This is a genomic window from Streptomyces sp. NPDC023723 (genome assembly GCF_040639815.1).
Lineage (GTDB): Bacteria > Actinomycetota > Actinomycetes > Streptomycetales > Streptomycetaceae > Streptomyces.
Genome location: NZ_JBFAAP010000058.1, coordinates 21,915 through 42,335 on the forward strand (window position 1 = coordinate 21,915; position 20,421 = coordinate 42,335).

23 protein-coding genes and 1 pseudogene are annotated in these 20,421 nt (G+C 73.3%); 11 read left to right on the plus strand and 13 right to left on the minus strand.

Annotated features, from left to right (window positions below; translation table 11 throughout):
* Positions 1 to 6: 6 nt before the first annotated feature.
* On the plus strand, positions 7 to 912 hold the full coding sequence (locus tag AB0G32_RS34535; RefSeq protein ID WP_361172733.1) for a hypothetical protein: 906 nt from the start codon (positions 7 to 9) through the stop codon (positions 910 to 912).
* Between the two features lie 446 nt (positions 913 to 1,358).
* A complete protein-coding gene (locus tag AB0G32_RS34540; protein ID WP_361172736.1) occupies positions 1,359 to 1,763 on the plus strand; it encodes a hypothetical protein in 405 nt (134 codons plus the stop codon).
* On the opposite strand, the gene AB0G32_RS34545 is transcribed toward AB0G32_RS34540, so the two are convergent.
* The 6 genes from AB0G32_RS34545 to AB0G32_RS34570 form a co-directional block, all read right to left on the minus strand.
* The gene (locus AB0G32_RS34545; protein WP_361172739.1) at positions 1,717 to 2,121 is read right to left on the minus strand and encodes a hypothetical protein; all 405 of its coding nucleotides are present in this window, start codon (positions 2,119 to 2,121) and stop codon (positions 1,717 to 1,719) included. The two genes, AB0G32_RS34540 and AB0G32_RS34545, sit on opposite strands and share 47 nt — an antisense overlap.
* Before the next feature lie 107 nt (positions 2,122 to 2,228).
* Entirely contained in the window at positions 2,229 to 2,351 is a 123-nt protein-coding gene (locus AB0G32_RS34550) for a hypothetical protein (RefSeq protein WP_361172742.1), read from the minus strand.
* A 155-nt stretch (positions 2,352 to 2,506) separates the two neighbouring features.
* A complete protein-coding gene (locus tag AB0G32_RS34555; protein WP_361172745.1) occupies positions 2,507 to 4,285 on the minus strand; it encodes an AMP-dependent synthetase/ligase in 1,779 nt (592 codons plus the stop codon).
* On the minus strand, positions 4,282 to 5,448 hold the full coding sequence (locus tag AB0G32_RS34560; RefSeq protein ID WP_361172748.1) for an acyl-CoA dehydrogenase family protein: 1,167 nt from the start codon (positions 5,446 to 5,448) through the stop codon (positions 4,282 to 4,284). The genes AB0G32_RS34555 and AB0G32_RS34560 overlap by 4 nt, the downstream gene beginning before the upstream one ends.
* Before the next feature lie 26 nt (positions 5,449 to 5,474).
* Positions 5,475 to 6,500: an LLM class F420-dependent oxidoreductase gene (locus AB0G32_RS34565; protein ID WP_361172751.1), complete on the minus strand. Its 1,026-nt coding sequence runs from the start codon at positions 6,498 to 6,500 to the stop codon at positions 5,475 to 5,477.
* Positions 6,500 to 7,654, minus strand: coding sequence for a CaiB/BaiF CoA-transferase family protein (locus AB0G32_RS34570; RefSeq protein ID WP_361172754.1), 1,155 nt, complete (start codon positions 7,652 to 7,654; stop codon positions 6,500 to 6,502). The genes AB0G32_RS34565 and AB0G32_RS34570 overlap by 1 nt, the downstream gene beginning before the upstream one ends.
* Before the next feature lie 100 nt (positions 7,655 to 7,754).
* Here AB0G32_RS34570 and AB0G32_RS34575 point away from each other — a divergent pair, with 100 nt between their 5' ends.
* Positions 7,755 to 8,417 carry a TetR/AcrR family transcriptional regulator gene (locus AB0G32_RS34575; protein WP_361172757.1) on the plus strand — a complete coding sequence of 221 codons (663 nt, stop codon included), beginning with the start codon at positions 7,755 to 7,757 and terminating at the stop codon, positions 8,415 to 8,417.
* Between the two features lie 30 nt (positions 8,418 to 8,447).
* Here AB0G32_RS34575 and AB0G32_RS34580 read toward each other — a convergent pair whose 3' ends face one another.
* Together AB0G32_RS34580 and AB0G32_RS34585 are read right to left on the minus strand one after the other, a co-directional pair.
* Positions 8,448 to 9,830 carry a DUF3500 domain-containing protein gene (locus AB0G32_RS34580; RefSeq protein ID WP_361172760.1) on the minus strand — a complete coding sequence of 461 codons (1,383 nt, stop codon included), beginning with the start codon at positions 9,828 to 9,830 and terminating at the stop codon, positions 8,448 to 8,450.
* Between the two features lie 121 nt (positions 9,831 to 9,951).
* On the minus strand, positions 9,952 to 10,278 hold the full coding sequence (locus AB0G32_RS34585; protein WP_361172763.1) for a hypothetical protein: 327 nt from the start codon (positions 10,276 to 10,278) through the stop codon (positions 9,952 to 9,954).
* Between the two features lie 146 nt (positions 10,279 to 10,424).
* Between AB0G32_RS34585 and AB0G32_RS34590 the strand changes: the two genes are divergently transcribed.
* The 3 genes from AB0G32_RS34590 to AB0G32_RS34600 all read left to right on the plus strand — a co-directional run bounded on the left by AB0G32_RS34590 (position 10,425) and on the right by AB0G32_RS34600 (position 11,780).
* The gene (locus AB0G32_RS34590) at positions 10,425 to 10,898 is read left to right on the plus strand and encodes a MarR family winged helix-turn-helix transcriptional regulator (protein WP_361172766.1); all 474 of its coding nucleotides are present in this window, start codon (positions 10,425 to 10,427) and stop codon (positions 10,896 to 10,898) included.
* Positions 10,899 to 10,908: 10 nt separating this feature from the next.
* A complete protein-coding gene (locus tag AB0G32_RS34595; protein ID WP_361172769.1) occupies positions 10,909 to 11,352 on the plus strand; it encodes a MarR family transcriptional regulator in 444 nt (147 codons plus the stop codon).
* 80 nt (positions 11,353 to 11,432) lie between these two features.
* Positions 11,433 to 11,780 carry a tetratricopeptide repeat protein gene (locus AB0G32_RS34600; RefSeq protein ID WP_361172799.1) on the plus strand — a complete coding sequence of 116 codons (348 nt, stop codon included), beginning with the start codon at positions 11,433 to 11,435 and terminating at the stop codon, positions 11,778 to 11,780.
* 31 nt (positions 11,781 to 11,811) lie between these two features.
* Here AB0G32_RS34600 and AB0G32_RS34605 read toward each other — a convergent pair whose 3' ends face one another.
* A complete protein-coding gene (locus AB0G32_RS34605) occupies positions 11,812 to 13,230 on the minus strand; it encodes a PepSY-associated TM helix domain-containing protein (RefSeq protein ID WP_361172772.1) in 1,419 nt (472 codons plus the stop codon).
* A gap of 136 nt (positions 13,231 to 13,366) precedes the next feature.
* Here AB0G32_RS34605 and AB0G32_RS34610 point away from each other — a divergent pair, with 136 nt between their 5' ends.
* Entirely contained in the window at positions 13,367 to 14,011 is a 645-nt protein-coding gene (locus AB0G32_RS34610) for a peptide deformylase (RefSeq protein WP_361172775.1), read from the plus strand.
* A gap of 81 nt (positions 14,012 to 14,092) precedes the next feature.
* On the opposite strand, the gene AB0G32_RS34615 is transcribed toward AB0G32_RS34610, so the two are convergent.
* Positions 14,093 to 15,526, minus strand: a complete 1,434-nt coding sequence (locus AB0G32_RS34615) for an NAD(P)/FAD-dependent oxidoreductase (protein ID WP_361172778.1) — start codon at positions 15,524 to 15,526, stop codon at positions 14,093 to 14,095.
* 119 nt (positions 15,527 to 15,645) lie between these two features.
* On the opposite strand from AB0G32_RS34615, the gene trxA reads away from it, so the two are divergent.
* Entirely contained in the window at positions 15,646 to 16,029 is a 384-nt protein-coding gene (gene trxA / locus AB0G32_RS34620) for a thioredoxin (RefSeq protein WP_361172781.1), read from the plus strand.
* A gap of 29 nt (positions 16,030 to 16,058) precedes the next feature.
* Here the strand turns inward: trxA and AB0G32_RS34625 are convergent, their stop codons facing one another.
* Entirely contained in the window at positions 16,059 to 17,066 is a 1,008-nt protein-coding gene (locus AB0G32_RS34625; RefSeq protein ID WP_361172784.1) for a LacI family DNA-binding transcriptional regulator, read from the minus strand.
* 125 nt (positions 17,067 to 17,191) lie between these two features.
* Positions 17,192 to 17,863, minus strand: coding sequence for a helix-turn-helix domain-containing protein (locus AB0G32_RS34630; protein ID WP_361172787.1), 672 nt, complete (start codon positions 17,861 to 17,863; stop codon positions 17,192 to 17,194).
* A 131-nt stretch (positions 17,864 to 17,994) separates the two neighbouring features.
* Here AB0G32_RS34630 and AB0G32_RS34635 point away from each other — a divergent pair, with 131 nt between their 5' ends.
* Positions 17,995 to 18,558, plus strand: coding sequence for an NAD(P)H-dependent oxidoreductase (locus tag AB0G32_RS34635; RefSeq protein ID WP_361172790.1), 564 nt, complete (start codon positions 17,995 to 17,997; stop codon positions 18,556 to 18,558).
* A 168-nt stretch (positions 18,559 to 18,726) separates the two neighbouring features.
* Here AB0G32_RS34635 and AB0G32_RS34640 read toward each other — a convergent pair whose 3' ends face one another.
* A complete protein-coding gene (locus tag AB0G32_RS34640) occupies positions 18,727 to 19,632 on the minus strand; it encodes a LysR family transcriptional regulator (RefSeq protein ID WP_361172801.1) in 906 nt (301 codons plus the stop codon).
* A gap of 114 nt (positions 19,633 to 19,746) precedes the next feature.
* Here AB0G32_RS34640 and AB0G32_RS34645 point away from each other — a divergent pair, with 114 nt between their 5' ends.
* Positions 19,747 to 19,977, plus strand: coding sequence for a hypothetical protein (locus AB0G32_RS34645; RefSeq protein ID WP_361172793.1), 231 nt, complete (start codon positions 19,747 to 19,749; stop codon positions 19,975 to 19,977).
* 104 nt (positions 19,978 to 20,081) lie between these two features.
* Positions 20,082 to 20,421 (plus strand): annotated as a pseudogene (locus AB0G32_RS34650) (hypothetical protein); the annotation flags it as partial.

Sequence of the window (20,421 nt, forward strand, 5' to 3'; positions counted from 1 at the left end):
ACCGAAATGCATCTCGCCAGCACCTTCGCACGCGCTGAAATGGATCTGAAAGCCGTCCGCGAGGTCAGCCTCACCATCAACGCGACCCACCTGTTCGTCTACTTCGTCCCCGAGGCACCGGAAGAGGCCGCCAAGTTGGGCGTGACCGAGTACGGACCGGCGTACTTCGCGTTCCGGTCAGCCCCGATGGGCGCAGTCCCATGGCAGGTCACGCTCGCGGCCTTCTACAACTTCAGCCCGCGGTCGGTGCAGGTCATGGCAGGCGTGTGGGACACAGCGACGCCGGAGGAGTGGCAGGCCGCTCGCTTCGCAGCCGTCGATCGTGCGTTGCAGCGCGTCGACGTCAGCCTCACCGCCGATCAGATCGCCGAGGCGCGATCGCTGATCGACCCGGTCGTCGCGAGCGCCGACTTCGCCGGGAAGACGATGGCTGCCGCCAACGCCTCGGTCCCCCTCCCAGCCGATCCGCTCGTCGCGCTGTGGCAGCAGATCACGGTGCTGCGCGAGTGGCGCGGCGACGCGCATGTCACCGTGCTCGCCGCCAACGACCTCGGGCCGTGTGACTGCAACGTGCTGCAAACCGCGACAGGTCACTTCCCGGAAGCGATCGCGCGTGCCACCCGGCTGTGGGACGACGAGGAGGTGGCTGCGGCAACAACACGCCTCGTCGCTCGCGGCTGGCTCAACGCCGACGGCACCGCTACCGATGCCGGCATCGCGGCGCGCGAGCGGATCGAGGTCGAGACCGACGAGCACTGCGCGGCGCTGTGGACGCCGATCGGCGACGCCAACCTCCGTCGCCTCACCTCGCTCATCATGCCGATCCACGACGCGTTCACCGCAGCCAGGACATATCCCTTCCGCGTGGAGAGGGGAGACACGCAGCCCGCCGATCCGGAGGCCGCCAGGTAGGCCCCGTTCTCGTGCAACCGCGACGAGCGGACAAGCAGCAGGGTGACGCTGAGGGCCGAACCAGGCGCGAGGGCCGACGCACAGCGATCATCGGAAGCAGTGATTCCGCTTATCGGACTTCCGGTGCGCCGCGTCGTACACCGCGGCGGTCGAGCGGTACCTCACCGGCGCGGGCATCGCGAAGTCCTCCGCGCGGATCTACCGGATCTCGCTGACGGCCTGGGGGCGGATGCTTACCGGTGAGCCGGCGCCGACCGGAACCGCCCGCCGGGGCGCGAAGCCGCCCGTCTTCCCCGTCGCCGCGATCGACGACCCGGCGCTGCCCGAGGTACTGGCCGAGCTGGCGGCGGCGCGGACGGACCAGATGGACGCCGACATCGTCAACCGGGAGTTGTCCATCGCGCGCAAGGCGATCGGCTGGTGGCAGCGCCAGGGTTGGATCAGCGGTGACCGACGATCGGCATCGAGCGGCGGCCGGCACCGCCGGACCGCACCAAGGCCCTGGCCGAGAAGACCTGTACCCGCAGGACAAGCAGGGGAAGATCACCGCCAAGGGCGGGGTGATCGAGTGGATTCACTTGCAGTCCGGCACCGCCCAGCTCCTGCCCCGCCTCATCGCCCGCCGCACCCGCGGCCCGCTGTTCCTCACCGACCGCAAGGCGCCGGCCGGAACACCGACGCTCGACGTGTGCCCGGCGTCGAACGCGACCCCGCTGCACGTCACCGCACGTAGATCCGAGCGGATCAGGGCCGCAAGATCATGCCGTTGCCCCTTTGGCGCGTATCTCGGGACCGACGCGAATCTCATCCGATGCGAACTGGACGCACATTGTGCTTCGTTGGCCGAATAGCCGCGGAGAAGCTTACCTGCGTGATCTCCTCGTGCAGTGCGGCGTCCTGCCGCCAGCCGACCGACACTTGCTGCTGTTCCAGCGGTGGCGCGCCGAGAAACTGTCGACCGTCAGCGATCCCGAGCACCGCAAACTGTTGGAGCTCTTCGTCGCCTGGCACATCGAACGACGTCTCCACGGCCGGGCTGGCAGTGACCCGCTCACCGGCAGCCACACCCAGCAGGCCCGCAACGAGATCCACCTTGCGATTGCCTTCCTCGCCCACCTCGCCCAGCATGGACGGGCCCTTGCCGACTGCACACAGACCGAGGTCGATACCTGGTACGCAGGCGGCTACACCGCCCGACGCCTCACGCACGCCTTCCTCCGCTGGGCCATGAGGTCCCATCACAGGTCCGCCGTCATCATCCCGCACCGCTCGACAGACATCCCGCGCCCATCACCCAGCACCAGCGGCTCGCGCTACTACGACAGCTCGTCCACCGCGACGCCCTCCCGCTCCAGGACCGCGTGGCAGCCGTCCTTGTTCTTCTCTACGCGCAGCCGCTGACGCGGATTACCAGGCTCAATACCGACGACATCCAGCACTAAAGCACTCGCCGACCCGAGATCACTGACAGTGACCGCCTTGCGCGGCTCCGTAGGGAACTGGCGGCAGCTGAATACGCGAGGTCGCCAGTGTCGCACCCCCTGTAGGCGGCGCGGGCCCGCGCACCCCCTGCCCGGGGTGCGCGGGGCGCGGTTCAGTTCTCGTACAGGCCGGTGAGTTCGGCGGCGTAGCGGTCCCGGATGACGCGGCGGCGCATCTTGAGGGACGGGGTGAGTTCGCCGGTGGCCGGGCCCCACTCCCCGGTCAGCAGCCGGTACCGCTTGACCTGTTCGGTGCGGTTGAGGCGGCTGTTGGCGGCGGCGACGGCCCGGTCGACCTCCTGGCGCACGGCGGGGTGGGCGGCGAGGCCGGCCGGGCCGGGGCCGGCCTCGACGCCGTGCGCGGCGGCCCAGGCCGGGGCCGCCTCGGCGTCCAGGACCAGCAGGGCGACCAGGTAGGAGCGGCCGTCGCCGTGCACCAGCGCCTGGCCGATCAGCGGGTGTTCCTTCAGGGCGTTCTCCACCAGCGCCGGGGAGACGTTCTTGCCGGTCGAGGTGATGATCATCTCCTTCTTGCGGTCGGTGACCCAGACGTAGCCGTCCGCGTCGATCCGCCCGATGTCGCCGGTGCGCAGCCAGCCCGCCTCATCCAGCACCGGCCGGGTCGAGCCGTCCGCCTGGAGGTAGCCGGAGCAGACGGACGCGCCGCGCACCTCCAGCTCGCCGTCGGCGGCCGCCCGCACCTCGACCGACGCCACGGGCCGGCCGACCGAGCCGAGCCGGAAGCCGGTGCGCGGGCTGTTGGTGGTCGCCACCCCGGTCGTCTCGGTCAGGCCCCAGGCGTCCATGACGACGATCCCGAAGCCGGCCCAGAACCGGACCACGTCCAGCGGCATCGGCGCGGAGGCGCTGGCCGCCCAGCCGACCCGGTCCAGACCGCCGGCCCGCAGCAGCGGCAGCAGCACCCGCTCCCGGCAGGCGGTGTACGCGGCTGCCAGCCCGGCGGGCGGTGGTTCGCCCCGCTCCCGGCAGCCGACGTGCTCGCGGGCCACCCGCGCGGCCTCCTCGACCGCCCGCTGCTGCTCGGCGGGGAGCAGGGCCAGCCCGGCGCGGACCGCGGCGGCCAGCTTCTCCCAGATCCGGGGCACTCCGAAGAACTGCCGCGGCCGGATCTCCCGCACCGCGTCGGCGACCACGCCGGGGTCGGCGCACAGGTACACGTGGGAGGCGCGGTGGCAGGGCAGGTAGATGCCGAGCATGCGCTCCGCGATGTGCGCGAACGGCAGATAGCTGATGTGCTCGACATGGGGCGGCAGTTCCACCACCGCGTCCAGCGCCCGGGCGTTGGCCAGCACCTGGCGGTGACTGAGCACCACGCCCTTGGGTTCGCCGGTGGTGCCGGAGGTGTAGACGACGGTGAGCGGGTCGTCGGGGCGGGCGGTGTCCAGCGCCTTGGCGAAGTCCTCGGGGACGGGTTCGCGGCACAGGGCCGCGTAAGGCAGGTGGTCCCCCTCCTCCCCCGGTTCCATGACGACGAGCCGGGCCAGCGGGGTGCCGGTGTCGCGCAGCAGCGGCGCCCACAGCTCGGCCTGCGCGGCACCCTCCACGACGGCGAGGGGGGCCCGGCAGTTGCGGGCGATGTGCGCGATCTGCGGCGGCGCGGAGGTGCCGTAGACGCTGACCGGGACGGCGCCGAGGCGGGCCAGGGCGAGGTCGCAGAGCCAGTGTTCGGGCCGGTCGGCGGCCATCAGCAGGACGTGGTCGCCGGGGCCGACGCCGAGCGCCGCGTACCCGGCCGCCAGCCGGGTGGTGTGCTCGCCCACCTCGGCCCAGGTGAGCGTGGTCCAGCCGGCCGCGGCCGGATCGCGCCAGGACAGGGCGGGCAGCTCCGGGTGTTCGCGGGCGTTGCGGGTCACGAGCTGGGGCAGGGTCATGACGGCCTCCTGGCCGGCTTCGGGTCCAGCACGGCGCGGCCGATGATCTCTTTCATGATCTCGGTGGTGCCGCCGTAGATGGTCTGCACCCGGCTGTCCAGGAACGCCTTGGCGACCGGGAACTCGGCCATGTAGCCGTAGCCGCCGTGCAGTTGCAGACAGCGGTCGACGACCCGCTTCTGGAGTTCGGTCGCCCACCACTTGGCCATCGAGGCGGACACGGCGTCCAGCCGGCCGGCGTTGTGCTCGGTGACGCAGCGGTCGACGAAGCTGCGGGTGACCGCGCACTCGGTGGCCATCTCGGCGGCCTCGAACCGGACGTGCTGGAGCCTGGCCAGCGGCCGGCCGAACGCCTCGCGCTCCTTGACGTACTCGACGGTCAGCGCCAGGACGTGTTCGGCCGCCGCGGCGGCACCGACCGCGATGGCCAGCCGCTCCTGGGCGAGGTTGGCCATCAGGTAGGCGAACGCCTGGTTCTCCTCCCCCAGCAGATTCGCCTTCGGGACGCGTACGCCGTCGAAGAACAGCTCGGCGGTGTCCTGCGCCTTCTGGCCGATCTTGGCCAGGTTGCGGCCCCGCTCGAAGCCCGGCATGCCGCGCTCCACGACCAGCAGGCTCTGGCCGCCGCTGCCGCCCTCGGCGGTGGTGCGGGCCACGACGATCACCAGGTCGGCGAGGATGCCGTTGGAGATGAACGTCTTGGTGCCGTCCAGGCGGTAGTGGTCGCCCTGGTCGGTGGCGGTGGTGCGGACTGCCTGGAGGTCGGAGCCGGCGCCGGGCTCGGTCATGGCGACGGCGGTGATCAGCTCGCCCGAGGTGTACCCGGGCAGCCAGCGCCGTTTCTGCTCGCCGGTGGCCAGCCGGGTCAGGTAGGGGCCGACGATGTCGTTGTGCAGGCTCAGCGCCAGGCCGGACGCCCCGGCGCGGGCGAACTCCTCGATGAGCACCATGCTGTGGCGGAAGTCGTCGGTGCCTCCGCCGCCGTACTCCTGCGGTACGGCGAGGCCGAGCAGACCTTGGCGGCCGGCCGCCCGCCACACCTCGCGGCTGACGACGCCGTCGCGTTCCCAGCGTTCGTGGTGCGGGAGGACCTCCTTGGTGAGGAAGGTGCGTACGGTGTCGCGGAACGCCTCGTGCTCCGCCGTGCAGATGGTCCGTTCCATGGCGCCTCCGGGTCAGGGGTGGTGTCTCACAGCCAGCTCTTGACCCGCTCGATCAGCCGGGCCGGTTCGGGGTCGACCGGGGTGACGTTGAGCATGGTCACCCCGGACTCGCGGAACGCCTCGACGCGGTCGCGGACGTAGCCCTCGGGGCCCGCCAGGCACAGCAGTTCGCACAGGTCGGCGGGGACGGCGCGCTCGGCCTCCCGTTTGCGGCCCGCGAGGTAGTGCTCCTGGATGGCGGCGGCCGCCGCCTCGTAGCCGTAGGCGCACACCAGGTCGTAGTAGAAGTTGCGGCCGGGCGCGCCCATGCCGCCGACGTACAGGGCGACCTGGGGCCGGACCAGGTCGCGTACCGCCGCCGCCCCCTCCCCCACCGCGAGCAGGCCGCCGGCCACCACGGCGAGCGGGCCGAGGGCGGGGTCGCGGCGGGCGGTGCCCTCGGCGAGCGGGGTGCCCCAGACCTTGCCGGCGTGTTCCGGGACGTAGAGGAACGGCAGCCAGCCGTCGGCGAGTTCGGCGGTCATCCGGACGTTGGCGGGGCCGAGCGCGGCCACGTACACGGGGATGGTGTCGCGCACCGGGTGGCTGAGCAGCTTGAGGGGTTTGCCCAGGGTGCCGCCCTTCTCGGGCGGCAGCGGCAGGTCGGTGATGCCGTGGTGTTCGACGACCTCGCGGCGCCAGATGCGGCGGGCCAGTTCGATGGTCTCGCGGGTGCGGCCGAGCGGCTTGTCGTAGCGGCGGCCGTGCCAGCCCTCCACCACCTGGGGACCGGAGGCGCCGATGCCGAGCACGGCCCGGCCGCCGGTCAGGGCGTCGAGTCCGGCGGCGGTCTGGGCGATCAGCGCGGGGGTGCGGGAGTAGACGTTGAGGATCGCGGAGCCGACCCGCATCCGGGTGGTACGGGCGGCGAGGTAGCCCATGACGGTCGGCGAGTCGAAGCCGTACGCCTCGGCCACCCAGACCGCGTCGAGCCCGGCGGTCTCCAGGGCGGCGGCCCGGTCGGCGGCGGTGCGCGGGTCGGCGGCGTACTGGAGCGGGGTGGAGAGTTCCATCAGCGTCCGTTCTCGGTCTCGGTGCCGGCGGCGGTCAGGGCGTCGACGTGCCAGTCGCGGGCCACCTCGGCCTGGTGGGCGCCGGGCCGGGCGGGCGGCAGCCGCAGCGCGCCGGGGGTGGTGGCGAAGCGGGGGGCGAGGCCCGGCTGGGCGATGCCGTGCGCCTCGGTGAAGGTGGCGCGGTGGGCGAGGTGCGGATGGCGGGCGGCCTCGCCGAGCGAGAGGACGGGGGCGACGCAGGCGTCCGTGCCCTCGAAGACGGCCGTCCACGCGTCCCGTCCGGCGGTCTTGAACCGCTCGGCGAACCGCGCCCGCAACCCGGGCCAGTGCCGCGGGTCGTGCCGGTCGGGCAGCTCGTCGGCGGCCAGGCCGAGCAGCCGGACGAACTCGGCGTAGAACCGCGGCTCCAGGGCACCGACCGCCATCCAGCCGCCGTCACCCGTCGGGTAGACGGCGTAGTAGGGGCAGCCGCCGTCGAGCAGGTTGCGGCCCCGCTCGTCGCGCCAGGCGCCGGCGGCGAGCATGCCGTGCACGACGGCGGTGAGGTGGGCGGCGCCGTCGACGATGGCGGCGTCCACCACCTGGCCGATGCCGCTCGCGCGGGCGTGGTGCAGGGCGGCGAGCACGCCGACGACCAGGTAGAGGGAGCCGCCCGCGTAGTCGCCGAGCAGGTTGGCGGGGACGGCGGGCGGGCCGCCGGCGGCGCCGATCATGCCGAGCACGCCGGCGGTCGCGATGTACCCGATGTCGTGACCGGCCCGGGGCGCGAGCGGGCCGTCCTGGCCCCAGCCGGTCATCCGGCCGTACACCAGCGCCGGGTGGCCGGCCCGGCAGTCCTGCGGTCCGACCCCGAGGCGCTCGGCGACGCCGGGCCGGTAGCCCTCGATCAGGATGTCGGCGCGGGCGGCGAGCGCGCGTACGGTGGCCGGCCCGTCCGGTGCCTTGAGGTCGACCAGCACCGAGCGCTTGTTGCGGTTGGTGACGTCGTGCGCGGAGTCGACGCCGAGCGCCGGGGTGCCGGGCCGGTCGACGCGGACCACGTCGGCGCCGAGGTCGGCGAGGAGCATCGCGGCGAACGGGCCGGGCCCGATGCCGGCCAGCTCCACCACCCGCACCCCCGCGAGCGGCCCGCACTCCCGGCTGTCGGTATCCATCAACACCCCTTTGCCATCGACCTACTTAGCGCTCGCTAAGAAGGTAGGGGCGGCTCGGTTACGGGTCAATGAAGACGACAGAGGGACTTATACTGAGCGAGTGATAAGTGATGCCCGAGAGACCACCGCCCCCGCCGCGTCGCACTGGCGGACCTACGGACCGCTCGGACTGCACCCGATCCTGGTGCACGCGATGGCGGCGTTCGACGAGCACGGCTACCACGGCACGTCGGTCCGGGACATCGCCGGCCGGGTGGGGGTCACGGTCCCCGCGCTCTACTACCACTACGAGAACAAGCAGGCGCTGCTCGCCACCTTGCTGGAGACGTCCATCAAGGACGTCCTCGACCGTTGCCGGGCCGCCGCCGAGGAGGCGGGCGACGAACCGCTGCCCCGGTTCTGCGCGATGGTGGAGTCGATCGTGCTCTACATGGCCCACCGGCAGGGGCTGGCGTTCCTGGACACCGAGATCCGCAGCCTGGAGCCCGGCAACCGGGCCCGGTACGTGGCGCTGCGCGACTATCTCGAACACATGCTGCTGGACACCGTGGCGGCGGGCATCGAGCGGGGTGTCTTCACCACTCCGATCCCGGCCGACGCGGTCCGCGCGGTGCTGATCATGTGTCAGGGCGTGGCCGGCTGGTACCGCCCGGACGGTCCGCTGACCGCCGAGGAGGTGGCCCGGCGCCATGTCCTGCTCAGCCTGGGCACGGTGGGACATCCGGACGCGGTATGTGAAGCGGGGCCGGCCGTGACTGGGTGAGCCGGCCGGCCCCGCGGCCTGCCGGGTTGCTCAGTGGTCGGTCGCCAGGTGCAGCTTGAGCAGGTCCACGCCGTAGTCGTTGCCGTTGGGCGTGCGGATGATGGTGTGGATGTGCTGCTGGGTGGGTTCGGCCGACTGGCCTCCCGGGGCACCGCCCGGCAGTGTCGAGGCGGAGGCCGAGGGGGTGCCGGAAGCCGACGCCGACGGGGACGCGGAGCTGCCGTCCTCTTCCTCGTGCCAGGCGAGCGGGTGCTGGGCGTCGTACTCGATCAGTACCACCGGGCTGTGGATGCGGTAGTAGAACGCCGAGTCGTCCTCGTACTCACCCATCCAGAGGAAGTAGGTGTCGTCGAGGTGCTTCTCGATCTCCCGCATCCGGACCCGAGCATGCCCCTCGTCCTGGTAGCCGACGTACACCTCGGCCAGGTCGAGCAGGAGCTGCTGCTGGCGGCGGTTCAGGTCGGATCCCTTGACTCCCGCGTAGGGGACGACGTTGTTGTCCTGGTAGGCGCCGACGCTCAGGTCGTCACCGGACTTCTCCTGGTCGGAGAGCGCGGCGGCGAACTGGGTGCTGTTCAGCGAGCGCAGGAGCTTGAGACCGGCGGTGGTCTCCTCCCGGAACAGGTGGTAGTTCACCCCGTCGTAGGTGATCTTCGTCGGCTCGGAGCCCATGAAGGTCGGGGTCATCACGACCTGGTCACCCAGGACGAAGTAGTTGATGACGAGGTGGTGGCCCTCGAACTGGAAGCCCCACGCCTCGGTCGCCGAGGGGGTGCCCATGACGGTGAACCAATAGGCGTCCTCGTTGAGCGCCTTGGTGGTGTCGCCCGAGTACTCACCGAGGTACTGGTTGAGCTTGCGGATACTGTTGGCCTGCTTGAGGCCGCGGGCCGACAGCGCCGCCTTGAGCAGCTTGAGAGCGAGACCGGACTGATTCTCCGTCATGTCGCGCAGGGCGAGGCCGTCGCGGTCATTGGAGTCGACGTTGGTCCACTCCAGCCACTGGTCGGCGTCGACTTCGTAGAGGGTGGACGACTTCTGGTCGTCGGTGAGGGAGTCGACGAAGGCCGCGGCGGCACGGACCACGGGGGTGGTGGAGACACCGGTGGAGTGGATCGCGTAGAGATCGTCGATGACCGTGCCGTCGGTGGTGACGCCGACGAAGTCGTCGTAGGCAATGGCCATGGGCCCACCGCCGGGTCCGCCGGCCGGCGGACCGGACGGAGAGGCACTCGGGCTCGCCGAGGTGTCGGCGGCCGCCGTTGTCTCGGCGCCGGCCTGGGTGGCGGCGTAACCGCCCATGACCGCGACGGCGGAGACACCGCCCGCGAGCAGGGCCTTGTTCATGAACCAGCGGCGGGAGCGGTGGGCCGCCTGCGTGCGGGGCTTGTGTCCGTGTGTTTCGTTGACCATGTACAGAACGATTTCGTCAACAATTATGTGTGCGATGGCAAGAAGCTGTGCGCAGGGTAGGAATGCTCGCCGCGACGGGCACCAACCGCCCTGTTGTTCCCTTTGCTTGGACTCGCACCGGTTACGCCGCGCGGAGCCACTGCCGGCGGGTGCGGGCGGCGGCGGTGTGCGCGGGGACCGCACGGACCCGGTAGGTCGTCTTGGCCGGGTCGACGATGGGCTCGCCGAGGGTGATCCGGCCGGTCGCGCGCAGTTCCTCGCAGACGGCGGTGGGCAGCGCGACGTGGCAGCCGCCCGCCGCCGTGCCGGGCTCCATCGGCCGCCAGTAGCCGTATCTGCGCCGCCCGCCGGGGTGTTCGGTGACGAAGACCGGGGTCCGCGCGTCGGAGATGACGCGCAGGACCTGGACGGTGTCCGGGCTGGACTGACCGGCGGTGGTGAACGGCATCGACGAGGCCTTTCTGCGGGGCGGGACCCGAGACCGCCTACCCGGTCCGGCCGGAGTTGATCTCGCTGACCGCATTCTGCGGCCTGGCACTGACAACGCCCTTCCGACAGTAGCCATGTACATAATAGCCATGTACTGTTTCGCTCATGAGTCCGGCACACGGGGGCCCGACCCCCGGCTTCCTGGTGTGGCGTCTGTCGACGAAGTGGCGGGTGGCCGTCGACCGCGCGGTCGCCCCGCTGGGGCTGACGCACGCGCAGTACTCGCTGGTGGCGTCCCTGTACGGGATGCGGCGGGCCGGTGAGCGGCCCAGTCAGCGCCGGCTGGCCGACCACACCGGGCTGGAACCGCTCTACGTCTCCAAGCTCGCCCGTTCCCTGGAGGCCGCCGGCCTGGTGCGGCGCGCCCGCGATCCCCGCGACCCCCGTGCCATGCAACTGGCGCTGACCGAGCGGGGCGCGGACGTCACCCGCCGGGCGATCGAGGTGGTCCAGGAACTGCTGGAGCGGATGCTGGCCCCGCTGGGCGGGCTCGACGCCGACCGGACGCGGGAGTTCACCCGCGACCTGCTTTCCCTGCTCGACGCACCGCTCGACCCGTCCACGCCCGCCGCCCCGTGAAGGAGCAGTCATGACACAGCCCCCGCCCGCCGCCGACAGCCGGAGCCTCGGCCTCGCCCACTACGCCGCCCGGGGCGTCCTGGAGGCGGTCCTCGACCGGTACGGCCTCACCTTCCGGCAGCAGCTCGCCCTGCGCCTCGTGGTCCTGGCCCCGGCGCCCGTCGAGCACGGCGCGCTCGTCGCCGAGGTGCACGACGCCCTGAAGAGCGGCGCGGCCGGCACAGCGGACGACGTGGCCGCGCTGACCGCCAAGGGGCTGGTGGCCCCGGAGGGCTCCCGGCTGCGGGCCACCGACGAGGGGCGGGCGCTGCACTCCCGGATCACCACCGAGGTGGGCGGCATCTCCGCCCGCGTCTGGGCCGGCCTCCCGGCCGCGGACCTCGCGGCGGCCGGCCGGGTGCTCGCCCAGGTCAAGGAGCGGGCCGACGCGGAACTGGCCGCCCTGACGGCCTGACCGCACCCCTCCGCCGGATCGTGGAATGTTCAACCACCTCGGGTGGTTGACCGGTCCGAAGGAGGCCACCCGTGAACACCATCCGACCGACCTACTACGACCACGGAACGCCCGCGGAGCGCTGGGAGCGCGCCCGGATGTTCTTCGCCGCCAAGGACTACGCGGCGGCGGCCCGCGTCCTCGACCGGCTGGTCGAGGAGGCGCCGGAGCAGACCGGGCCGCGGCTGCTGCTGGCCCGCTCCTACTACCACTCGGCACAACTGCGCCGCGCGGAGGCCGAGTTGCGGGTCATCGTGGAGCGCGACCCGGTGGAGCACTACGCCCGGCTGATGCTGGGCCGGACGCTGGAGCGCCAGGGCCGCCAGGACGAGGCCGACTCCCAGCTGCGGATCGCCGCGGCCCTCGCGGGCGACTTCGCCAAGGCTTGAGCCGGCCGCACGGACGGTCCGGTCCCGAGGCTCAGCGCTTCGTGGCCGGGCCGTTCGCGTACGTCCGCCGCCCTTGGCGGTGGGCGATCTCGCCGAGCGCGATGTCGGCGGCGAGGAACGCCGCGAGCGGGATGCCCAGCAGCGGAAGGAAGTAGCCGAGGACCGCGACGCAGGCCAGCAGCGGTACGAGCAGGTACGGCGGCACCTGCTGCCAGGCGCCGCGCGGGACCGGGCGGCCGAAGGACGAGCCCCGGCCGCGCTGCCACCACATGCGGTAGCCCCAGCCGATGAGCAGGATCAGCGCGAGCGCCAGCGCCATCAGGGCGAGCTGGTTGACCAGGCCGAACAGGTTGCCGGTGTGCAGGTCGATGCCCCAGCGGGTGAGCTTGGCCAGCACCGGGAAGTCGGCGAACCGCAGCACGTCGGTGACCTCGCCGGTCGCCGGGTCCACGGCGACCGCGTCCTGCTTCTCCGGCCAGTTGCGCCGCACCTGCTTCACCACGTACGCGGTGGAGGCGTCGGCGGGCGGGACGATCTCGACCGGGTCACCGAGGCCCTCGGCGCGGGCGGCGGCCAGCACCGCGTCCAGGCCGACGCCGTGCGCCGCGTCCCCACCGGTGCCCGCCGCCGCGCCGTGCCCGGCGTGCTCACCGCCCGCCGCCGCCGACGACACGGCGGGGGTGGTCTGGCCGAGCGAGACGCGCAGCTTCTCGACATTGGCCCCGGCATACGTCGACCAGGTCAGGCCGGTCGCCGAGAGGAAGACCAGCCCGGCGGCGAGCCAGGCGCCGGTCGCGCCGTGCAGGCCGAGGGTGCGGCGGCGTCCGCTGGTGCCGCGCACCTTCCGGCGGGCCCGGCGCCGGGAGAACCACAGCACCAGTCCCCCGCCGGCGATCACCCACAGCCAGCTCGCCGCGAACTCGCTGTACAGGCGCCCCGGCTGACCCAGGTGCAGGTCCCGGTGAAACTCGTCGATCCAGGTGCGCAGCGGGAGCGCGCCGGTGGAGCCGTACTGTTCCAGGGCGCCGCGCACCTCGGCGGTGTAGGGGTCGACGAAGACGGCGAGCGTGTGGGCGGGGTCGACGCCCGCGACGCCGGACAGCATCACCCTGGTGGTGGCGTCGGCCTCGGGCGCGGGGCGGACGGCGGAGACGGTGCCCTCGGGGTGGGCCCTGCGGGCGGCGGCGACCTGCTCGGACACCGGCAGCGCGCGCTCCCGCACGTCGGGGACGGTCAACTCGTGGGCGTACACCAGCTTCTCGGCCTGGAAGGAGGCGGCGTACAGCAGGCCGGTGACGGCCGCGACGAGCAGGAACGGGGCGACGAACACCCCGGCGTAGAAGTGCAGGCGCAGTACGAGGGGACGCAGCGGGGACCAGCTGCCGGGCGCCGGCGGCGCGGCGGGCGGCTGCGGGGCCTCGTCCGTGGTGGTCGAGGAAGCGGTCGTCATGGGCGTCTCTCCGGGGGCGTTCGGCGGCGTGGCGGTTCAGTGGTCGGAACCGGGGTGCGCCGGGTTCCCGGCCGGGTGTGTGACGTGCGTCACTCGCGCGCGGGGCGGTGTCAGTGGGCCGTGGCATGCTGGCGTGATGGGAACTTGGGCCGGACGTACGCCACTCGCCGAGCAGGTCGAGGAACTCCTGGCCGGGGTCGGTCCGTTGCCGATCGTCGAGGCCGGCGATCCGGTGCTGCGGCGCCCGGCCGAGCCGTTCGACGGGCAGTTGGAACCGGCGCTGCTGGCCCGGTTCGTCGAGGCGCTGCGGGTCACCATGCGGGCGGCGCCGGGGGTCGGCCTGGCGGCCGTGCAGGTGGGGGTGGCGCTGCGGATCGCGGTGATCGAGGACCCGGCGCCGGTGCCGCCGGAGGTGCGGCAGGCGCGCGGGCGGGTGCCGCAGCCGTTCCGGGTGCTGGTCAATCCGGCGTACCAGCCGGTCGGGGCCGGCCGGGCCGCGTTCTTCGAGGGCTGTCTGAGCGTGCCGGGCTGGCAGGCGGTGGTGGCCCGGCCGGCGCGGGTGCGGCTGACCGGGGCGGACGAGCACGGCCGCGCGCTGGACGAGGTGGTCACCGGGTGGCCCGCCCGGATCGTGCAGCACGAGACGGACCACCTCGACGGGACGCTCTACGTGGACCGCGCGGAGCCGCGCTCACTGGCGTCGGCCCGGTCGATGACGCAGCGCTGGACCCAGCCGACCCCGCACGAGGCGGCGACGGCACTGGGCTTCGACCTGCCCTGAACGCCGTCCGGCGGACCCCCGGCCGGGCGAACCGCGCCGCGAGCGCCCCGGGCCGCCCGCACCGGCCGGGAGACGGTGCGGTCAGCTGTCCCGGTAGGACTCCAGCAGCCGCAGCCACACCTCGCTGATCGTCGGGTACGACGGCACCGCGTGCCACAGGCGGCTGACCGGGACCTGGCCGGCCACGGCGACGGTCGCGGAGTGGATCATCTCGCCGACCCCGGGGCCGACGAAGGTCACCCCGCGCACGATCTCGTCCTCCAGGTCGACCACCATCCGGGCGCGGCCCCGGTAGCCGTCGGCGTAGAGCCCGGCGCCGGCCACCGTGGCGAGGTCCACGTCGACGGCGCGCACCCGGTGGCCGGCCTGCTCCGCCTCGGCCAGGGTGAGGCCCACGGAGGCCGCCTCGGGGTCGGTGAAGACCACCTGCGGGACGGCGGTGTGGTCGGCGGTCGCGGCGTGCGCGCCCCAGGGGCCGGCGTCCAGGCCGCTCGTACCGGAGGCCCGGGCGACGATGGCGGCGCCCGCGATCCGCGCCTGGTACTTGCCCTGGTGGGTGAGCAGCGCCCGGTGGTTGACGTCCCCGACGGCGTACAGCCAGTCGTGGCCGGTGACCCGCAGGCTGTCGTCGGTGGTCAGCCAGGAGCCCGGCGCCAGGCCGACCGTGTCCAGGCCGATGTCGTCGGTGCGCGGCGCGCGTCCGGTGGCGAAGAGGATCTCGTCGGCCTCGATGCGCTCGCCGCTGTCGGTGACGGCGACGACGGTGCCGTTCTCGCGGCTGACGGACTTGACGGAGGTACCGGTGCGCAGGTCGGCGCCGGCCTCGGTGAGCGCGGCGGCGACCAGTTCCCCGGCGAACGGCTCCATGCGGTCCAGCAGTCCCCCGCCCCGGACCAGTACGGTGACGCGCGCGCCGAGGGCCTGCCAGGCGGTGGCCATCTCGACGGCCACCACGCCGCCGCCGACCACGATCAGCCGGCCCGGCACCTGATGGGCACTGGTGGCCTCGCGGCTGGTCCAGGGGCGGACGTCGGCGAGGCCCGGCAGCGGCGGCAGGGCGGCGCGGCTGCCGGTGCAGACGGCGACGGCGTGCCGGGCGGTCAGCACCCGCCGTTCGCCACCCGGCCCGGTCACCTCCACGGTGCGCGGTCCGGCGAGCCGCCCGAGCCCCCGGTACAGGTCGGCGCCGATGCCCTCGATCCACTGGACCTGGCCGTCGTCCTTCCAGTCGGAGGTGTAGTAGTCGCGGTGCTCGAGGACCGCGGCGGTGTCGAGCGGGCCTTGTACCGCCTGGCGCAGTCCGGGGGTGCGGCGGGCGTCGGCGCGGGCGATGACCGGTCGCAGCAGCGCCTTGCTGGGCATGCACGCCCAGTAGGAGCATTCGCCGCCGACCAGTTCGCTCTCCACGATCGCGGTGCTCAGTCCGGCCGCCCGGGTGCGGTCGGCGACGTTCTCGCCGACCGGTCCGGCGCCGATCACCACGACGTCGTACACGTTGGATTCCGTTTCCGTCATGGGGTCAGTCTGGTGGGTGGTGTGCGCCGGGGCCACATGGGTACGTGCGCGGAATACCCACCGGACCGTCGCTGTTTGCGCCGACGGCAGCCGCCCCGAACCAGGAAGAGGGATCAGCCATGAGCACCATGGAGCTCACCAAGGAGAACTTCGACCGGACGGTCACGGACAACGAGTTCGTCCTGATCGACTTCTGGGCGTCCTGGTGCGGGCCGTGCCGGCAGTTCGCCCCGGTCTACGAGAAGGCGGCGCAGGAGAACCCGGACCTGGTGTTCGGCAAGGTGGACACCGAGGCGCAGCCGGAGCTGGCCGCGGCCTTCGGCATCCAGTCCATTCCGACGCTGATGATCGTCCGGGACCAGGTGGCGGTGTTCGCGCAGCCGGGCGCGCTGCCCGAGGCGGCGCTGACGGATGTCATCGGACAGGCCCGCAAGCTGGACATGGACGAGGTCCGCAAGTCCGTCGCCGAGCAGCAGTCCCAGTCGGAGCAGAGCGGGCAGTAGGGCGCGGTGCCCCCGCCCCCGTGCGGGGCTCAGCTGGAGTCGCGGTGCACCACGCGGACGCCCAGCGCCGTGCGGCGCTCGAGGACGGCACCGGGTTCGCGTACGGCCCGGTCGACGAGGGCGGCGAGTTCCCGGCCGGCGGGCAGTTCGAGGCGGACGGTGCTCAGCCGGGGCCGCAGCAGCCGGCCGAGCACCAGGTCGTCGGCGCCGATGACGGCCGTCCGCTCCGGGATGGCGATCCCCGCGTCCTGAAGGGCGCGGGAGAGCAGCATGGCGTACTCGTCGTTGTACGCGAACACGGCGTCCAGCCGCAGGGTGTCCCAGCGGGCGGCGAGCCGGGCGGCGGCCTCCTCCTCGTAGCCGAGGGGCAGCTCGGTGAGGGTGGCGTCGGTGCCGGACAGGGCCCGGCGGACGCCCTCCAGGCGGGGCAGGCAGAACAGCCGCAGGCCGGGTTCGGCCGGCATGACCACGCCGATGCGGCGCCGCCCCCGCTGGTACAGGTGCCGGGCGGCGGCGTGGCCGACGGTCCGGTGGTCCATGAGCAGGGCGTGCGCGCCGTCCACGGCCTCGGGTCCGAAGGTCACCACCGCGCGGGCGCCCGAGCGTTTGAGTAATTGCACGCCGCGCGGGCCGAGGCCGGGGCCGGGGACCAGTACGGCGATCGGCCGCAGCTCCGCCCAGGCGCGGGCGTCGTCGTCGCCGTAGGGGCCGCCGGCGCCGTACTGCACGACGGTGTAGTCGAGCTGGCCGAGGGCGCCCTGGAGTTCGCCGACGAACCGGGTGTAGAGCGGGCCGGTGGGGAAGGCGGGCGCGGGCATCACGACCGTGCGGCTGTGCCCGGCGCGCAGCGTGCGGGCCGCCGCGTGCGGGACGTAGCCGAGTTGTTCGGCGGCCTCGCGGACCCGGCGGCGGGTGGGTTCGCTGATCCGCACCGCGTGGGTGTTGTTCAGGACGTAGGAGACGGTCGCGCGCGAGACGCCGGCCAGACGGGCCACATCGGCACTCGTGGGCACGGGCGGGTTCGGTATCTGCACCATGACGTACGGCATCTTGGCAGAGCCGCGGCGCGGGCCGTCGGCCGGGGGAAGGTAGTCCGGATCGGACGAAGTCTTGGGCCCGGCAAGGGAGTTGACCGAACGTCAGAAATGACCGATCGGCACCCTCAGCACCGCGGCGACGGCGTCCCGGTCGCCCGCGCCACCAGGTCCAGCCAGGCCCGCTCCAGCCGGGCCAGCGGCATCCCGCACTGCACGGTCAGATGGTGGACCAGCACCGGGTCGAGCGAGGACATCAGGGTGTGCGCGAGCAGTTCGCCGTCGGCGTCCGGGGCCGCCTGGCGCAGCAGCAGGGCGACATGGGCGCACTGGAAGCGGCGGGCCGGGACGGTGTAGCGGCGCTCGGGGCCGGGCTCGGCGGCCAGTTGCAGGTCCAGTTCCTCGCTGGCGCGGCGCAGCAGCGCGCAGCCGAACGCGCGCAGGCGCTCCACCGGCGGCGCCCCGGGCCCCAGCGGCGGGGGGCCGCCGAGCAGCGCAGCCTGGAATTTCTTCTCCGAGTGGTCCATCAGCGCCATCAGCAGGCCGGTGCGGTCGCCGAAGCGGCGGAACACCGTGCCCTTGCCGACCTGGGCCGCGGCCGCCACCGCCTCCATCGTGACCCCGGCCGCGCCGTGCTCGGCGATCAGCCGGGCGGCGGCCTCCAGCAGCCGGGCCCGGTTGCGCGCGGCGTCCGCCCGCAGGCACGGCTCCCGCTCCAGCGGTCCCGCGCCGAGCTGGAGGAGCTGGGGCGGATCGACGGGCACCGAGGGCTTCGGGCTGGGCGGGAGGGTGGCGGACATGTCGTCAGCGTAAAGCATCGGGAAGAAAACTGGACCGCGGTCCGCTTAGGGTGCTAGAACTTTAAACGGACCTCGGTCCGGATTCGTATCCGCAGTCTTCCGCAGTGTTTTCAGTGCCTGGAGTCATCACCATGTCTGTTCGTATCCTCGCCTTCGTCGGCAGCCTCCGCGCCGGTTCGCACAACCGCCAGCTCGCCGAGGCGGCCGGCAAGCTCGCCCCGGCCGGCGCCGAGGTGGAGATCTTCGAGGGCCTGGCCGAGGTCCCCTTCTACAACGAGGACATCGACGTCGAGGGCAACGTGCCGGCCGCCGCCGCCCGGCTGCGCGAGGCCGCCCAGGGCGCCGACGCCTTCCTGATCCTGTCGCCGGAGTACAACGGCACGATTCCGGCCGTGCTGAAGAACGCCATCGACTGGCTGTCCCGTCCGTACGGCGCCGGCGCCTTCGGCGGCAAGCCGGTCGCCGTCATCGGCACCGCCTTCGGCCAGTACGGCGGCGTGTGGGCGCAGGACGACACCCGCAAGGCCGTGGGCATCGCCGGCGGCAAGGTGGTCGAGGACCTGAAGCTGTCCATCCCGGGCTCGCTGACCCGCTTCGCCGAGACCCACCCGGTGGACGACTCCGAGGTCGCCGCCCAGCTCACCGAGGTCGTCGCGCGGCTGCACAGCCACGCCGGGGAGATCGCGGCCGCCTGATCGGCGCGCGCGGAAAGGGGCCGGAGTCCAGCGGGGCTCCGGCCCCTTTCCGTGCGCGGGTCGGGTTCCGTGCGCGGGCCAGGTTTCGTGCGCGCGTCGGGTTCCGTGCGGGCCTCGGGTTCCGTACGGGCCTCGGGTTCCGTACGCGGGTCAAGTTTCGTACTCGGGTCAGGCCACCGCCGTCGGCGCCAGCGTGCGCAGTTCCGCCAGCGCCGCGGCGACCGCCGGCCGCTGGTGGCCGCCGCGCCGGGTGCAGGTCAGCAGCGTGCGGTGCGGGCGGCCGGCGCAGCGCACCCGGACGATCGGCAGGTCCGGGGTCAGCCGGGCCAGCCGCGGGATCAGCGCGACGCCGAGGCGGTGGGCGACGAGGTGGGCGGTCACGTCCCACTCCACGGCGTGGTGGACCACGTCGGGGGTGAAGCCGGCCCCGCCGCACGCCGCCATCACATGGGTCCGGCACGGGCTCTCGGGCATCGGCGCGATCCAGGACTCGTGCGCCGCGTCCGCCAGGTCCACGCCGTCCCGGCCGGCCAGCGGGTGGTCCTCGGGAACGACCAGGTCGAACGGTTCCTCCAGCAGCGGCCGCTGGTCGAAGCGGGCGTCGCCCGGCGGCGGGTTGTGCGGCGTCGACTCCACCACGGCCAGCTCAACCGCACCTTCGAACAGCAGGTCGAAACTGTCCGGTACGCCGGCCTCCCGGACCCGGACGGTGAGCCGGGGATGGCGTTCGCGCAGCCGGGCCGCCATCGGAGCCAGCAGCGCCGAGACGGCTGCCGCGAACCCGGCCACGTGCAGCGGTCCGGTGGGCTGCGCCCGGCCCGATCTCAGGTCCAGCTCCGCCTCCTCCCAGCGGGCCTGGATGGCGTCCGCGTGCGTGAGCAGGCGCTCGGCGGCGGGGGTGAGCCGTACCCCGCGGCCCCGCGGCTCCAGCAGGTCGACGCCCAGCTCCCGGGCGAGCTGCCGGATCTGCTGGGAGGCGGCGGACGGCGTGAAGTGCAGGGCGTGGGCGGCGGCGGTGACCGTGCCGTAGTGGGCGACCGCCCTGAGGACGTGCAGCCGGCGCAGGTCAATCATGAAGGCCACGCTTCACAATGTGGTCCGTGAAGTCAACCTGGACGTGAACGGACGTTCCGCCGCACCCTTGGCCGTGTCGGAAGATCAGTGACCGCACACGGACAAGGAGCCGCCATGACCAGCACGACCGGTACCGCCTGCCCGCACTGCGGCTGGCCGGACGGCGCCGAGCCCTACCAGGTGGTGTCCCGGCACCCCACGGCCACCGGGCACACGGTGTGGTCCCGGTGCGCCTGCGGCTCGCTCCAGATGCGGGTCGTCGACGGCGGCGGCAGCCGCGTGGTCTCGCGCAGCCGTCCAGCGCCGGCCCCGTCCGGCCGGCCGGCGCGCAGGCCGGGCCCGTAGGAACCGACCGGGGCACGAGGGCGACGACCGGGGCACAAGGGTAGGGACCACGGGACGGGCCGCACCCGCTCCCGCGCCCCGCCCCCGACGACGTACGGAGAACCATGCCGCAGGTCCCGCCCCCGTTCGACCCCGAAGTCGCCGCCGTCCTGGACGCCGCCCCGGCGGACTTCGGGCCGGGACTCGCCCTGCGGGACCTCCCCGCCCGCCGCGCCCAGGCCCGGGAGCTGGCCGCCGTGCTGGACCCCACCCTGGACGGCGCCTTCGAGGCGGCGGAGCGGCTGGTGCCGGGCCCGCCCGGCGCGCCCGACGTGCCGCTGCTGGTCTGCCGCCCGGCCGGACCGGCCGCGGCGCCGCGGCCGGTCCTCTACCATCCCAGGCGGGCGCCGAGTCCGGCGGCGACGAGGCGGCGTCCTACCCGGGCCGCAACCCTGTCGTCAGCAC